Source organism: Telluria sp. LT2P80 (assembly GCF_059685955.1).
The window spans coordinates 1-15,812 of record NZ_JCASIO010000005.1; the positions used below are offsets into that span (position 1 = coordinate 1).

General features: G+C 60.9%; 12 protein-coding genes and 1 tRNA gene. 11 read left to right on the forward strand and 2 right to left on the reverse strand.

Annotation, left to right across the window (positions count from 1 at the left end):
* On the forward strand, positions 1-666 hold a 666-nt coding region (locus AC56LW_RS14105; protein WP_499635311.1), incomplete at its 5' end, for a GNAT family N-acetyltransferase.
* A 166-nt stretch (positions 667-832) separates the two neighbouring features.
* Here AC56LW_RS14105 and AC56LW_RS14110 read toward each other — a convergent pair.
* On the reverse strand, positions 833-1,027 hold the full coding sequence (locus AC56LW_RS14110) for a YbdD/YjiX family protein (RefSeq protein WP_332529846.1): 195 nt from the start codon (positions 1,025-1,027) through the stop codon (positions 833-835).
* Positions 1,027-3,093: a carbon starvation CstA family protein gene (locus AC56LW_RS14115; RefSeq protein WP_332529847.1), complete on the reverse strand. Its 2,067-nt coding sequence runs from the start codon at positions 3,091-3,093 to the stop codon at positions 1,027-1,029. Before AC56LW_RS14115 ends, AC56LW_RS14110 begins: the two co-directional genes overlap by 1 nt.
* 202 nt (positions 3,094-3,295) lie before the next feature.
* Here AC56LW_RS14115 and AC56LW_RS14120 point away from each other — a divergent pair, with 202 nt between their 5' ends.
* The 10 genes from AC56LW_RS14120 to AC56LW_RS14165 all read left to right on the forward strand — a co-directional run bounded on the left by AC56LW_RS14120 (position 3,296) and on the right by AC56LW_RS14165 (position 15,806).
* Positions 3,296-4,654, forward strand: coding sequence for a cache domain-containing protein (locus tag AC56LW_RS14120; RefSeq protein WP_499635315.1), 1,359 nt, complete (start codon positions 3,296-3,298; stop codon positions 4,652-4,654).
* 4 nt (positions 4,655-4,658) lie between these two features.
* Positions 4,659-5,291 (forward strand): response regulator, encoded by a 633-nt coding sequence (locus AC56LW_RS14125; protein ID WP_183550591.1) that lies wholly within the window; start codon positions 4,659-4,661, stop codon positions 5,289-5,291.
* Between the two features lie 79 nt (positions 5,292-5,370).
* Positions 5,371-6,549 carry an HDOD domain-containing protein gene (locus tag AC56LW_RS14130; protein WP_499635318.1) on the forward strand — a complete coding sequence of 393 codons (1,179 nt, stop codon included), beginning with the start codon at positions 5,371-5,373 and terminating at the stop codon, positions 6,547-6,549.
* On the forward strand, positions 6,542-8,605 hold the full coding sequence (locus tag AC56LW_RS14135) for a putative bifunctional diguanylate cyclase/phosphodiesterase (protein ID WP_499635321.1): 2,064 nt from the start codon (positions 6,542-6,544) through the stop codon (positions 8,603-8,605). Before AC56LW_RS14130 ends, AC56LW_RS14135 begins: the two co-directional genes overlap by 8 nt.
* 131 nt (positions 8,606-8,736) lie before the next feature.
* Positions 8,737-8,826, forward strand: a tRNA-Ser gene (locus AC56LW_RS14140).
* A 148-nt stretch (positions 8,827-8,974) separates the two neighbouring features.
* Complete coding sequence (locus tag AC56LW_RS14145) at positions 8,975-10,201, forward strand: tyrosine-type recombinase/integrase (protein WP_332530131.1); 1,227 nt, start codon at positions 8,975-8,977, stop codon at positions 10,199-10,201.
* 171 nt (positions 10,202-10,372) lie between these two features.
* Positions 10,373-10,630: a helix-turn-helix transcriptional regulator gene (locus AC56LW_RS14150; RefSeq protein WP_332529851.1), complete on the forward strand. Its 258-nt coding sequence runs from the start codon at positions 10,373-10,375 to the stop codon at positions 10,628-10,630.
* On the forward strand, positions 10,627-12,711 hold the full coding sequence (locus AC56LW_RS14155; RefSeq protein ID WP_332529852.1) for an AAA family ATPase: 2,085 nt from the start codon (positions 10,627-10,629) through the stop codon (positions 12,709-12,711). Before AC56LW_RS14150 ends, AC56LW_RS14155 begins: the two co-directional genes overlap by 4 nt.
* Positions 12,712-12,944: 233 nt before the next feature.
* The gene (locus AC56LW_RS14160; protein WP_332529853.1) at positions 12,945-13,337 is read left to right on the forward strand and encodes a hypothetical protein; all 393 of its coding nucleotides are present in this window, start codon (positions 12,945-12,947) and stop codon (positions 13,335-13,337) included.
* A 1,125-nt stretch (positions 13,338-14,462) separates the two neighbouring features.
* Positions 14,463-15,806 carry a hypothetical protein gene (locus tag AC56LW_RS14165; RefSeq protein ID WP_499635325.1) on the forward strand — a complete coding sequence of 448 codons (1,344 nt, stop codon included), beginning with the start codon at positions 14,463-14,465 and terminating at the stop codon, positions 15,804-15,806.
* The last annotated feature ends 6 nt before the right edge of the window (positions 15,807-15,812 follow it).

Consider the following 15,812-nt stretch of genomic DNA (forward strand, 5'->3'; position numbering starts at 1 on the left):
CGTTACGCACAAACTAGCGCATCTGATTTACGGCGTTATCCGAACAGGCAAGCCATTCGACGCAAATTTCTTATCGAATCGGCTTGTAATTCAAGACGGTATCTGACCCCGGCTGTGACTCCGGCTGTGACTCTGGTCGCTGGGCAAGCCGTGCAGCAACTTTCATTCTCAAATATTGGAGCCAATGTGCATAAGGAATTACCCGCTAAATCTGCCAGCATCCGGGTCCATCAGGCCAGCCTCGCGGATCTTGAGCTACTCGTCCCGATGTTTGACCAATATCGCCAGTTTTACGACCGGGACAGCAATCCCGCCGCGGTGCGAACGTTCCTGACAGAGCGTTTACATTATGGTGATTCAGTCTTGTTTCTTGCGCAGGATGGCGGGGAGGCGCTTGGATTTACTCAGCTGTATCCGAGCTTTTCGTCCGTATCGATGGCCCGGACTTTTATACTCAACGATCTGTTTGTCGCAGAAAACGCTCGCCGCCGCGGTGTCGGCAAAGCGCTGATCGACGCTGCGGTACGGCATGCCAAGGCGACTGGCGCGGTCCGCTTGGGCTTGTCCACCGCAAAAGCCAATGAGGCCGCACAGGCCTTTTATCAGGAAACCGGGTGGGTACGCGAAGAAGCCTTCGCAGCGTACAACCTTAGCCTGCTCAACTGAAGGAAGCCTCAGACCTTCTGGCGTCGTGGTAGCGCTGGCTTGCAAGGCTTGACTGAGTCATGGGATAGCGAACTGCTGGACATGAAAAACCCCAAAAGTTGACATTCAACTTTTGGGGTTTTTAGTTCACGCAGCGTCGCCTCGACGACGCTCAGCTGCTACAGGCTCAGCAGCACGACGCCCGACTTCCCCCATACCGCGCCTCCTGGCGCTCACGGAAGAACTCCTCGTACGTCATCGCCGGCTCATCTGGATGCGTACGCTCCATGTGCGCCAGGTACGTGTCGTACTCGGGCAGGCCGACCATCAGGCGCAGCGACTGCCCGAGGTAATTGCCGGCCTGCTTCAGGGTGCCGAACATCAGGCCACCTGCGGTGCGGGCATGGCGACGTACGGCGACTCTTTTGCGGTCGGGCTGTTCGCCTTGCGGGCATCCATCACCGTGCGCAGACCATAGAACAGCACGGCCAGCACGACGAAGATGAAGAAGCCGGCCAGGCTGGCGTTGACGTAGTCGTTGAAGATGATCCGCTCCATGTCGAGGATCGACTTGGCCGGCGCCAAAATCGTGCCGGCATCATGCGCAGCCTGGTACTTGTTGGCGTGCGCCACGAAGCCGATACGCGGGTCGACGTGGAAGATCTTCTGGTAGCCCGCCGTCAGCGTGCAAGCCAGCAGCCACAGCGTCGGCAGTGCAGTGACCCACGCGTACTTGCCACGCTTCATCTTGAACAGTACGCAGGTGCCGAGCATCAGCGCGATACCGGCCAGCATCTGGTTGGCGATACCGAACAGTGGCCACAAGGTGTTGATGCCGCCCAGCGGATCGACCACGCCCTGGTACAGGAAGTAGCCCCAGGCCGCCACGCACAGGCCGGTGGCCAGCAGGTTGGCCGGCAGCGAGTCGGTGCGCTTGAGCGATGGTGCGAACGCGCCCAGCAGATCCTGCAGCATGAAGCGGCCGGCACGGGTGCCCGCGTCTACCGCGGTCAGGATGAACAGCGCCTCGAACAGGATCGCGAAGTGGTACCAGAACGCCATCATGGTCTGGCCGCCGACCACGTTCGACAGGATGTGGGCCATGCCCACCGCCAGCGTCGGTGCGCCGCCAGCGCGCGAGATGATGGTGTGCTCGCCAACGTCACGTGCCATCTGTTCCAGTGCTTCCGGCGTGATCACGAAGCCCATCTGCGAGACGGCAGCGGCGGCCGATTGCGCCGTGGTGCCCAGCAGGGCAGCCGGGCTGTTCATGGCGAAGTAGACGCCCGGGTCGATGGTCGACGCAGCGATCAGCGCCATGATGGCGACAAAGCTTTCCATCAGCATGCCGCCGTAGCCGATGAAGCGCGCCTGCGTTTCATTTTCCAGCATCTTCGGCGTGGTGCCCGAGGCGATGAGGGCATGGAAGCCCGACACGGCGCCGCAGGCAATCGTGATGAACAGGAACGGGAAGATGCCGCCCGACCAGACCGGACCGGTACCATCGACGAACTTCGTTACGGCTGGCATGCGCAGGTCCGGTGCGACGACCAGGATGCCAATCGCCAGCGCCAGAATGGTGCCGATCTTGAGGAAGGTCGACAGGTAGTCGCGCGGCGCCAGCAGCAGCCACACGGGAATCACGGCGGCGACAAAGCCATAGCCGATCAGCATCCAGGTCAGTTCGGTGCCGGTGAAGGTGAACATCGGGCCCCAGACTGGCGAATCGTGCACCCACTGGCCGCCGACGATGGCGAGCATCAGCAACACGAAACCAATGGCGGAAATCTCGCCGATGCGACCCACCCGCACATAGCGCGAGTAGACGCCCATGAACAGCGCGATCGGGATCGTGGCCATCACGGTGAAGGTGCCCCAGGGCGAGCCGGTCAGGGCCTTCACGACGATCAGCGCCAGCACGGCCAGGATGATCACCATGATCATGAAGGTGCCGAGCAGCGCGATCATGCCGGGGATCTCGCCCATTTCGGATTTGATCAGGTCACCCAGCGAGCGGCCGTCGCGGCGCGTCGACATGAACAGCACGATGAAATCCTGCACCGCGCCGGCAAACACGACGCCGGCCAGGATCCACATCATGCCGGGCAGGTAGCCCATCTGCGCGGCAAGCACGGGGCCGACCAGCGGACCGGCCCCGGCAATCGCCGCGAAGTGGTGACCGAACAAAACGTTCTTGTTGGTCGGCACGTAATCGAGGCCGTCATTGAACTTGTGCGCGGGTGTCTGGCGGGTGGCGTCGAGCCCCAGCACCTTGTTGGCGATGAACTTCGAGTAGAAGCGGTAAGCGATGAGATAGACGCACCCGGCGGCCGCGACGATCCAGATGGCATTGATGGTTTCACCGCGTTTGAGCGCGATGTAGCCGAGCGAAAACGCGCCCAGGATGGACAAGGCGATCCATCCGAGCATGCTCGTCATTTTCTTCATTGGTGACTCCTCCGATATGGATTGATGCTTCGTACGCCAGTACATGCCGGCGCGATTCTTTACAGCATGGCAATGAGTATCTTGCACAATTATCAGGACTGCAAGCGCAACTATTACGCAGAAGCTACGTACCACTACGTAGGACGCATGCCCGTAACGCACGTAAAATGCCTTGCTTTCCCCATCACAAGGCAGTCGGCCCATGCGGCTCAAGCAAAAAGTCATCATGCTGGCGGTCGCGCCGCTGGTCGTGGCCCTGTGCGCAATTACCCTCTACGTGCGCCAGCAGGCTGTCACTCTGGCGCAACAGCAGCGCGACACGATCGGCAGCGCCTACCTGGCCAGCAAGGAAGCCGAACTGCGCCATTACGTCGAGCTGGCCACGCGCTCGATCGCGCACCTGACCCAGAGCGGCCGCAGCGACCCGGCCACCCAGGCCGAGGCGATCCGCATCCTGTCGTCGCTGAGCTACGGCAGCGACGGTTACTTTTTCGTGTATGACACGCGCGGCAAAAATCTGGCCCATCCCCGCCAGCCGGAACTGGTCGGCAGAGACATGTGGGACTGGCGCGATTCGACCGGTTCGCTGACGATCCAGCGCCTGATCGGGCTGGCACAGGGAGGTGGTGGCTTCCTGCGCTACACGTGGGCCAAGCCGTCGAGCAAGACGGCGGCGCCCAAGCTGGGCTACGTGGTCCCGGTCGCGCACTGGGGCTGGGTCATGGGCACCGGCATCTATCTCGACGATGTTGACGCCGCTCTGGAACTGGTCGAGGCCCAGCAGTCGCGCAACAGCGATCAGACCCTGCTCTGGATGGCGGTCCTGGCCACGCTGGCGACAATCGGCGTGGCCGGTGGCGGGCTGGCGCTGAACATCAGCGAAGGGCGCTTGGCCGACGCCAAGCTGCGCGCGCTGGCCCAGCGCGTGGTGGAATCGCAGGAAGAAGAGCGGGCGCGCCTGTCGCGCGACCTGCACGACGGGATCAGCCAGGCGCTGGTGTCGGTCAAGCTGCAGCTGGAGGCGGGCATCATCCGCCTCGACGGCGACGCCGGCAAGCGCGAACAGGCGCGCGCGGGCCTGGAACGCACCGTCGACCAGGTCAACACGGTGCTGGGCGAAGTGCGCCGCATCTCGCACGACCTGCGTCCGACGCTGCTCGACGACATGGGCCTGGCGCCCGCGCTGGAATACCTGGCGCGCGAATTCGGCGAAGACGCCGGCACGCCGGTGCGTTTCCGCGCGACCGGCGCCGTGGATGCGCTGCCCGACATGGTCGGCACGGTGCTGTTTCGCATCGCGCAAGAGGCGCTGACCAATGTCGAACGCCACGCCCAGGCAAGCACCATCGAGCTCTCGCTCGAACGCGTGGCCAACCGCGTCAGCCTGTCGATTGCCGACGATGGCGTGGGCTTCGACACCGATGACGTGGCCGTGCACCCGAAGCGGGGCATCGGCTTGAGGAATATGATGGAACGGATGGAAGCGATCGGCGGACGCCTGTCGGTCGATTCGACGTCCAGCGGCACCAGCGTGGTGGCCAGCATCGACTTGAAGGAGTAGGGCAGTGAACGGTGAAACGAAAGAAGTGAAGATTCTGCTGGTGGACGACCACCCTTTGGTGCGCGACGGCCTGCGCGCGCGGCTCGAGTCGGCGCCGCACCTGAACGTCGTGGCCGAAGCCGGTTCGAGCGCCGAGGCGCTCGAACGCGCTGGCGAATACCATCCCGATTTGGTACTGATGGACGTGAACATGCGCGGCGGTAGTGGTATCGAAGCCACGTTTCAGCTCACCGCGCGTTTTCCCGGTATCGCGGTCCTGATGTTGTCAATGCACGACAAACCGGAGTACGTCAGCCAGGCGATGGGCGCCGGTGCCCGGGGTTACGTGCTCAAGGATGCGCCGGGCAAGGACATCGTGCTGGCCATCGACACCGTCATGGGCGGCGGCATTTATTACAGCGCCGCACTGGCGCGTCAGCTGGCCAATCCAGCCGTGCCGAGCGACCAGCTCACGGCGCGCGAGCACGAAGTACTGGGGCATATCGCTGCCGGCCAGTCGAACAAGCAGATCGCGCGCGACCTCGACCTGTCGGTACGCACTGTCGAAACGCACCGTTTGAATATCAAGCGCAAGCTGGGTATCGAAGGCCAGGCAGAGCTGATCCGCTTTGCGGTGCAGCGCGCCGGCGGTAACTGATGGTCAATACGGGCTGTCCAGTAGGAAACTTCGATTTGCTTTATGGCATTCGGTGCAATAAGATTGCCTGGATACCACTTTGAAACTTTCCATGGCAGAGCAGGAAACATATCCGCTGGTGGCAATCGAGCCGGTCGCGAATGCGCAAAATGAATGGGTCGCGCTCAGCCTGCGCCTGGCGCCGGGCGCCGACCTGGCGCAGCGCCTGCACACCGTGTTCGGCACGCCCGACCTGTTGGCCGCGGTCGCGCCGCTCGACTGCCTGCTGACGCTGGACGACCCCGCCCCATTGACCCCGCCGGTGCTGGCGCTGGTGCCCGCCAATCGCGTCGGATTCGTGATCGACGCAAACGCAATGGCCACCGATGGCGTGGCGCGCAAGCTCGTCGAACTGCATGCCTGCGGCTACCGCATCTGGCTGGACGGCGACATTCCTGACGGCATCACTGCGCCGCCCGCACTGCGCTCGGTCGCGCGCAACTGCCGCGTCGCCCCATTGCCGCCAGGACGCCTGGTGGCGCTGTTCGCCCCGCACATCGCCTACGGCGTCGACAGCGCGCGGCGCTTCTTCGGTTGCGAGATCGCGGGCTTCGACTGGTTCATCGGCGACTACGCGTACGACCCCGACATCGCGCCGTCGCCTGACGACGACGGCAGTTCGCGCCGCCGCATCCTCACGCTGCTCGGTCTGCTGGCGCGCGACGCCGATTCATGCGAGCTCGAAGAACAAGTCAAGCAGGATCCGGCGCTGGCCTACAACCTGCTCAAACTGGTCAATTCGGCCGCGTTCACCATCGCCACGCAAGTGACCAGTTTTGCCCAGGCGATCACGGTGCTGGGCCGGCGCCAGTTGCAGCGCTGGCTGCAACTGCTGCTGTACGCGCGCCAGCAACCGGACGGCCTGCCCAATCTGCTGCTGCCGCTGGCCGCGCGCCGCGGCGCCCAGCTCGAAGCGCTCGCGCGCCTGCAGGGCGACGACCGCGATGCGCAGGACCTGGCCTTCATGACCGGCGTGTTCTCGTTGCTCGACCGGCTGTTGCACATGCCGATGTCCGAGATCGCGGCTGAGCTCTACCTGCCCGAGGACGTCTACGGCGCGCTCGTGAACCACAGCGGCCAACTGGGCGCGTGGCTCGAACTGGTCGACGCCAATCCCACCGAGGCGGTGCTGCACGCGGCCGGCGTGAGCCTGGAGCACTGGTGGAGCAGCCAGCTGCACGCCTACCACTGGGCAATCGAGGTGGGCCGCAATGTCTGACGTGCGCGAACTGGCCCCGACCGCCTTCGTCCAGGGCACGAGCGCCGTCGGCGACGCCGTCCTGCGCCTGCGCGGCGATACGTTGGCCCAGGAGCTGGGCCGCCTGGCGCGCGCCCTGACGGGCAGCGCGCAGGGGCGCTTCGTCCCCGGCCCTGGCCTCGTCGATCCCGGTCCGCCGGGCGGGCGCGTGCTGCGCCACGTGGTGGCCGTGGGCCTTGAACAATTCGGCTGGTATGAAGTGAGCGGGTTTGACGACCATGCCGAGGCCAGCGCCCACGCGCTCGCGGCGCTCGCACAGCTGACCGCGAGCCTGATGCAGATGCATTCGCTGGCGCAGCGCTCGACCCACGCCTACGCCCAGATGGAAGCACAACTGGCGCACCAGTCGCAGATCCTCGACCAGATCCACGAGTCGGTGCTGACGATGGACCAGATGGGCTACATCACCAGCTGGAACCGGGGCGCCGAACGCCTGTTCGGCTACACATCGCTCGAAGCGGTGGGCCGCAACATCCTGTTCTTGTACGCCGACGAAGACCTGGGCGACGAGGAGGGCGGCGCGCTGCCCGACCTGTTCGCGGAGCACGGCGGGCGCATGATGGAGGTGAAGCGGCGCAAGAAGTCAGGCGACATCTTCTGGGCCAGCCTGTCGCTGTCCCCCCTGCGCGACCTGGCCGGCCGCCCGAGCGGCCTGATCGCCTACCTGACCGACATCACCGAGCGCAAGCAGGCCGAAGAGCAACTGCACCACCTGGCCTACTACGACGAGCTGACCGGTCTGCCGAACCGCACGCTGTTCGCGCGCCTGGTCGACCAGGCCCTGATGGTGGCGCAGCGCAACGAGACGGCCGGCTGCATCCTGTTCATCGACCTGAATCGCTTCAAGCGCATCAACGACACGCTGGGCCGGCGCATCGGCGACGAATTGCTCAAGCAGGTGGGCCAGCGCTTCAAGGCCACGCTGCGCGACGAAGACCTGGTGGCGCGCTTGTCGGGCGACGAATACGCGGTGGGCCTGGCCGACGTGCGCCAGCACTTCGAAGCCACCACCGTGGCGCAAAAACTGCAGGCCGCGCTGGACGCGCCGTTCATGATTGCCGGCCACGACCTGCGCGTGGGCGCCAGCATCGGCATCAGCGTCTACCCGCAGGATGGCAACGACGCCGAAACCCTGCTGTCGCTGGCCGACATCGCGATGGAGCGGGCCAAGGGCGACGACGCCAACCCGGACCGCAGCGTCGCGTTCTACAGCCAGGACATGAACAAGGGCATGCAGGAGCGCATGCGCATCGAATCCGGCCTGCGCCATGCGCTGGGCAACGGCGAGCTGGTGCTGTACTACCAGCCGAAGTTCGAAATCGCCAGCGGCCGCATGGTGGGCGCGGAAGCGCTGGTGCGCTGGATGCATCCCGAGCGCGGCATCGTGCCACCCGGCGAATTCATCCCGCTGGCTGAAACGACAGGCCTGATCGTGCAGGTGGGCGAGTGGGTGCTGGAGGAAGCGTGTGCGCAGGCGTCGATCTGGCAGCGCTCGGGCATCGCCCCATTCCGCGTCGCGGTGAATGTGTCGGCCCGCGAATTCACGCCATCGCTGCCGGAACGCGTGGCCACCACGCTGCAGCGCTATCAGCTCGATCCGTCGTGGCTGGAGCTGGAGATCACCGAGAGCACGCTGATGCACGACGTGGATCGCGTGACGGCCATCATGGACCAGATCACGGCGCTGGGCGTGTCGCTGTCGCTGGATGATTTCGGCACTGGGTTCTCGAGCCTGTCGTATCTGAAGCGCTTCCCGATTCATACTTTGAAAATCGACCGGTCGTTTACGATGGGGATACCGGCGGATGGGAGTGACTGCGCGATTGCGGGGACCATCATCAGCATGGCGCGGCAGTTGTGTTTGCGCGTGATTGCCGAGGGTGTCGAGACGCTGGATCAACTGGCGTTTCTGCGCGGGGCGGGGTGTGATGAGGTGCAGGGGTATTTGTATGCGGCGCCGTTGCCGGCGTATGCGTTTGAGAAGGCGTTAAGGGAGAATTGGGCGTTGGTGGGGTGAGGGCGCGCGCGTGATTGCTGCTGCCGCGCCGCCTTCGCATGCCGATCTCGTCAAGGTAAGGGGGCACGGAAAGTGCGGCTGGCTTAGAACTCCCTCATCCTGCCGATGATTATGTATAATGCCGTGCAACAGGAAGCGTGGCCGAGTGGTTGAAGGCAGCAGTCTTGAAAACTGCCGACGGTGTGAGCCGTTCGTGAGTTCGAATCTCACCGCTTCCGCCAGTACCTAATTAGAACCCCAGCGATGGGGTTTTTTTTCGTCCATCTGCCATAGTGGAGTGCCGAAAAAATAGTCCAGATTGATCCGAGGAAATACGGTAGAATCCGGTTATTGCATGTGGGTAGGGGTGGGGGTAGAAAAGTGGCGTTGGTGACTGAAAAATTGTCTGCGGTACGAGTACGGCTGCTGGCCAAGTCGGGATATTACGGTGACGGGGCTGGACTATGGCTCCAAGTGTCCAAGTCCGGAACGAAGAGCTGGATTTTCCGGTACACGGTTTCGGGGAAACAGCGTGAGATGGGTTTGGGGCCGTTGCACACGGTTGGCTTAGCCGATGCGAGAGTGCGAGCAAAAGACTGTCGCCTCCTACTACTCGATGGTAAAGATCCGATCGACGAGCGACGTTCGGTACAAAAAGCACAAACGTTAGCACTTGCCAAATGCATCACATTCGACGAATGCGCGGAAAAATATATTGCCGTCAAGCGCACTGACTGGAAAAATGCCAAACACGCCAGCCAGTGGGAGAACACGCTTGCCACCTATGCCTCACCAGTTATCGGTTCGTTCTCAGTTGTGGACATCGACACCGATCTGGTCGTAAAGGTACTCAGCCCTATCTGGATTACGAAAACCGAGACGGCAAGCCGCTTACGTGGACGAATCGAAAGCATTCTCGACTGGGCTACGGTTAGCAAATTTCGCCAGGGAGACAATCCAGCTCGGTGGAACGGGCACTTGGAGGTCCTGCTCGCAGACCCTAACAAAGTAGCCCCCGTTGTTCATCACCCTTCGCTTGCCTGGCAGGAGATTAGCGAGTTTATGTTGGCCTTACAGGGACGGGATGGAATTGCAGCCCGAGCTGTAGAATTCGCGATTCTGACGGCCGCTCGTTCGGGTGAGGTTCGCGGAATGGTCTGGGCCGAGGTCGATCTCGACGCTGGGGTTTGGACGATTCCGAAAGAGCGAATGAAGGCGGGGAAAGAGCATCGGGTGCCGTTGTCCACACATGCCAAGGCACTTCTGCAGGCGGTGCCGCGCGAAGGCCATATAGTATTTTGCGGTCGAAAGGCCGACACTTCCTTATCGGACATGAGTTTGACGGCGGTTCTCAAGCGTATGGGCAGGAAGGACATCACGGTTCATGGGTTCCGGTCGACTTTCCGGATGTGGTGTGCTGAGTCGGTCGGCAACTCATTTTCTCGGGAAGTGTGTGAGCACGCCCTTGCACATAAGTTGCCAGATAAGGTCGAGCAGGCGTACCAACGAGGCGATTTGTTGGCAAAGCGAGCTTTACTGATGCAGGCATGGAGCGACTTCTGTGCCGTTGTGCCGGTTTCTGCTACTGTTACCTCACTCCATCACGCAGCGGCATAGCGCATTAAATTGTTGGGTAGCGCGTTCGTGTATCGAACGCGCAGGCCCTATGGTTGCGAGTGGGCGTTCGCGGACTTCCTTAGCACATGCAGGACAAGTTCTTTAGGTCGAATAATTTTCGGCCCATTAGTCTAGATACCTCTAAAGTCAATAACGGAGTGTATCTAAAGAATGAAGACCATCTTGCGTATCAACGCTGTCAAGGAGCTGACCGGTCTCGGCCGCAGCAGCATCTACGACAAAATCAAGCGAAACGAATTCCCACCCCCAATTCTCCTCGGCCCCCGCGCCGTCGGCTGGCTCTTCAGCGACCTTGATACTTGGCTCAATGCCCAGGCCGCTTCGTCGCCTCGCCATAACGCATGGCGTGCCGCACACGCAAGCGGCGAAGGGCTGCCCGTCAAGAAGGTCGTTAAGGGTAAAGCATGAAGGTGTCGCACTCGTTGTCCATCGCGAATGCTAACCGCTTCTTGGCTTTCCTCACCTCCGAAAAGCCGAGCCACGAACCTCAAGGCTCGGAATTCGGCGTCTTGAAATTGGCACACGCGAACGAACTGCTAATCGACGAGACGACGTCGAAGCCCGTTGGCATGGCAGTCCAGTCCGGGGGGAAAGAATATTTGGTCCCCCAGCTCAACAACATCCCGCTGGCGCTCAAAGAATTGCCGCGCTGGCTCGTGTGGCATGCCGAGGCAGTGGGCGGTGCGAAACCCCGCAAAGTCCCGTATAACCCGACGTTGCTGAATTCGCGTGCCAGCTCTACGGACCTTGGCACGTGGGGTACTTTCGCCCAGGCCGAGGCTGCTTACGAGGAAGGCGGGCGTACCGGCGTCGGATTCGTATTGAACGGCGACGGCGTTGTCGGTATTGATATTGACAATTGTGTTGTCGGCGGTATGCCAAACCCTGCTGCAATGAACCTGTTCGCACAGCTGGCCTGCAAGTACGTCGAGCTCTCGCCTTCGGGAACTGGGCTGCGCGGTTTCGGCTACTCGGAGGGTTTGGTAAAAGGTTGCAAAGGAAAGTATAACGGGCTGGATGTAGAGTTGTATTCGACCAGCCGATATCTCACCATTACCGGCCATGTAGTTGTCAATGGACCGGTGGCTCCGTTGTGTGGCTTCAAGGGCTTGGCTGAAACCATTCAGCCGGGCCGCGTTATTGATCAAGAAGCAGGACAGGTCACCCAAGGTGCAGCAGACAAACGTCACGCAGAACTCGTAAGCCGTATTTTGTCTGGCGATGTTTACCACGACAGCCTGCGCGATCTGTCTGCGTCCCTCATCGCAACTGGAATGAAGGAAGGGGCAGTCGTTAACCATCTGCGCGGTTTGATGGAAAACGTGGCGACTGCACATGACGGCCGCTGGCAGGCACGCGTGGCCGACATCCCGAAGTTGGTTGGCAGCGCCGTAAAAAAGTACGCCTCGCCGACCATGGACCTCAGCCGTCTGTTGCAGAGGCATGGAATTGTGCCTGCGGAGCGCGAATCGCCTAACCGTTTCAAAATACTGACTGCGGCACAGCTCGCGCAGGCAGAGCCAATCAAGTGGATGATCCGCGGTCTGTTCCCGCAAGTCGGCCTTGCCGCGCTGTATGGCCCGAGCGGCTCGGGTAAGTCGTTCCTGACGCTGGACTTGAGCGCATCGGTGGCATCAGGGATCTCCGAGTGGTATGGGATGCGGATCACGCAGTGCCCGGTCACGTATTGCGTGCTGGAGGGCGAGGGTGGCATGGGCAAGCGTGTCGCCGCCTGGGAGCGGTACCGTGCCAAGAAAATGCCGGACTCCCTGCGGTTTATTGTCCAGCAGTTCGATATCACCATCGCCGCCGATGTCGAAGAGCTGGCATCAGCGATTCGCGCAGCAGGTGGAACGGATGGTCTGATCGTGCTAGACACGCTGAACCGCGCGTCCCCTGGCTCTGACGAAAATTCGTCGAAAGACATGGGCGTGATCATCGCGAACGCCAAAGCGTTGCAGGAATTGACGGGGGGGATGGTGCTGCTGGTGCACCACACAGGCAAAGACGAGAGCAAGGGCATGCGCGGCCACTCCAGTTTGTTTGCTGCGATGGACTGCGTTATCGGCGTCATGCGCACGGGGGGCGAGGGCTTGGGCTGGACGGTGACCAAGTCGAAAGACGATGAAACTGGGACCCAGCATGCCTTCCGCCTCGAACAGGTCGTGGTGGGCGAGGACGAAGATGGCGAGAACATCACATCGTGCGTCGCGGTTTCGATTGCGCAGCCGTTTGCGCAGAAAGGTGCGCGCAAACTCGGGCAGCATCAGCGTACCGCACGCAACGTGTTGCTCAACCTCTTCAATGAAAGTGAAGGTGACCCCCAGGTCACGTACGTCCTGGCCTACGATGCAATCGCTGCCGCAATTAGCGTCGACCCGAAACACAAGCGCGAGCGCGCCAAGCAGGCCGTTGCGGGACTCGCGGGGCACGGAATGATCGAAATGACCGATACGCACATTGTGCGATTGCCAGCCTTTGGCAATTAACAGCACGGCAGCATAATTAAATCGAACGAGCCACCTAACCACCTACCGATCACTACACCTAGCCCTTCCCGGTTTCCCCCTCCCCCTGTAGGGGAGGTGGGAAAGACCGGGTGCAGTATGGGCCACTGAAAAATCCCGTTTTAAATTAATCGGGGACAAAGTGGGACACATATTTCGGTCGAATAATTCTGGCTACTATTTAATAGCTAAATCGCACATTTCAAAGGAAACACATGAGCACCAACATTATCAAAGGCTGGACTTCGACTATCAAACGGCAGGCCGAGCACCGTGCCAACCAAGGCATCGTATGCCTGACTCCCGATGAAGCGAGGGCGCTGGTCGCAATCGACGTGGGTCTGAATGGCTATGAGGGATTCCGCCGTGATCGCGTGCTCGGTCAGGTCACGTTCAGCACCGAGCGCCAACTGGATCACCTCGACCTGATTGAGGCAATCCGCGTCGGCATCGACCGGAATACGGTGATCGACCCGTACGATCCGCTCCACGACGAAAAAAATGCTCTCCGTGCGACGCAGACTGCACTGTTCGGTTCGCTGGACAAGCCAATTGGCATCTTCGTCGGCACGATTTACATGGTGATCAAGCCTCAAGCTGTGCAGTAATACAAGAATAGTTTGACATCAAGCGAGCCGCGCATGAGGGTGCCCGGTTCGCTTTTCTTTTAGGTACCTGCGATGAAAAAAGCCAAGGCGGCCCGAGTGCCGGTCCTAGAAAATGCGTTCGAGGTGAACCTGCCGAAGTTGATGCGTGCTGTGAAGGAGACAAGCGACTGTCGTGTCGTGCTCGACGATGGGGATGTGCGAACTGTCGCTGTGCTTGCTGAGACCCGTCTGGCGGTCTTTCTGGGCGCCCGGCATTGGGTGGTGGACATCGTGTCCGTCCAGTGCCTCCAAGGCCGGTTACGCCCCCTCCTGAGGTGCCCGCGCGCGCATGAAGGGAATTTTCAGTCGCTTTATTTCCGTGGTGAAGAGCTGGCCTGCCGACACTGCCATGTGCTCCGATATCGTACAAATGTGGCGGCAACAGCGACTGAGCGGGCCCGAATCGCTCGTCGCAAGCTCCTAAGCCAGATGGGCGGGGCGTTCGACACGGATGTCCCTGATCGACGGCAAGGTCGTTGGCGTAAAAAGCATGCTCGGCTAGCTATTCAACTGGGAATTCTGACAAAGGTGCACTACGTCCAGCTCAAGGCTTATCTAACGCGAACGCGGAACGCTGGCCATGCTCCCCCAAGCTAACCCGGTGTTCTTGCAGGGTGCAATAGCAGTATGTATTGATTTAAACGCGAGAGGTTTCTTGGTGCTCGCACAGTAAAAATCTCCGTTCGTAGCTCCGCATGTATCACGCCGCCGACTATTGATATTAGTTTCCTTATCGAAAAAATAAATCGTTGCAATAACGATACTGCGAGGTTTGGTGCGAAAAAAACATGATTAAGAGATTATAATCGGTGTCACTCACTTCTTTTTCGCGAATAATCCGCGGCCTTACAGCTCGCCGGATTGCATTCTCCAGAACATTCGTTTTTGGTCACATCCTATTGTTTTGCCGTGCCAGGAGGTTGTCATGTCACAACGAATCCAGCCAACCTTTGTGCGAGTGCACGATACTTGTATTAACTCGCTAACCAGTCTGTATCGATCTCGCCGGCCGCAAGACTCCTGACTCGATAAGCGCTCCGTACCTCGGGCTGCATTCTCCGACCTTCGACCTCGCCCAGGAATACCATGAACTCACCTTTTCAGCGTGTGCGGTTTGCTTCGCCTCTACTGTGCTTCAGTCTGGCATCCTGCGCCTTCATTCCGAATGTCGAGCAACCCGCTCTCGAAAGCAAGAACCCCCAAGAACTGACCCTGCAAAAGGTCTGGACCTATAGCGCAGCGCTCGAGCAGAGCTACCGAAACAAGCTGGCCGATTATCGCACCACCAAGCATGGAACCCGGCAATTCCTGTTTGGTGCCGGCATCGTGGCTGGCCTATCCGCGATCGCCGGCGGTCCGCGCGGCCTCACTGCAGGCGCCGGAGCAGCGGCCGGGACTGGATATGCGGGCAGCACTTTGTTCGTGCCCGACTCGCTACCCGCCGTGTACCAGGCTGCAATCAATGCGACTGCATGCGTGCGCAGGGTAATTGGGCCCGCTATCTTGGCCAGTGACGCGATCAATGCACATTTGCGAACCTTTCCGAACCAACTAGCCGAGGCGCGCAGTGCACTGTCCGGACACCAGAATGCATTTACGCTTGCAAGCTTGTCACCGGAACAGAAACGCGAGCTTGCAACCGCCCGCGCGCAAGTCGACCACGACATTGAAGTTCTAGTCGAACTGCTGGCGCAAGTAGACTTGTTGGGTACAGCGCAGGCCGCGCTGGGCTTAAGTGCGCTCGATGCCCTCGATACCATCTACGGTGCCACCGATCAGCGCCTTGAGGAATTGAGCCCGACGCTCGACGCGATCCTAGACGCACCCGCGCGCGTCGTGAGCACCGGTGGCAACCTCCTTCAAGGCGTCCGAACCGCTGACTCCACGCGCCGTTCCCTCAGTGCGACTAAAGGCAAGCCGAACGGCACTACCGAAAGCACGAAGGAAGGCAACGCGATAAGTCAGGATGAATTGGCCATTTTCGAGGCCGACCTAGCTGCGCACAAGGCATTGCACCGGCGCTTGGAGCAGCGCAACAAGGAGTTGTCCGGCCTGCTGCATACTGCGTTGGCGCAAGATGCCCAAGGCGGGCCGTTGGCACCCCTTTGCACGCCCAAGTTTTCCGAACCGGGTGTTATCAGCATCTTGCCGGCAAGCGCTGTCAGGATAGCAAAGGGGGGGCGCACAACGTTGCTGGTTAGCGGAGGCTCCCCGCCGTACTCGGCCCTCTGGACCGGCGAGGCGCCGACCGAGATTTTAGTCAATCTAGTCGAGGGCCAGACCCATCGCCTCGAGATCATCGCCCGAGACGGCTTGCCGGAAAGCTTTGAATATGCCTTGCAGATCGTCGACCGTAGTGGAAGGTCGGGCCCGCTGGTTACGGTGAAGCCGATGAGCCGGCCCGGGGCAGCGCCGACTCCATCGGAATGACAGGAG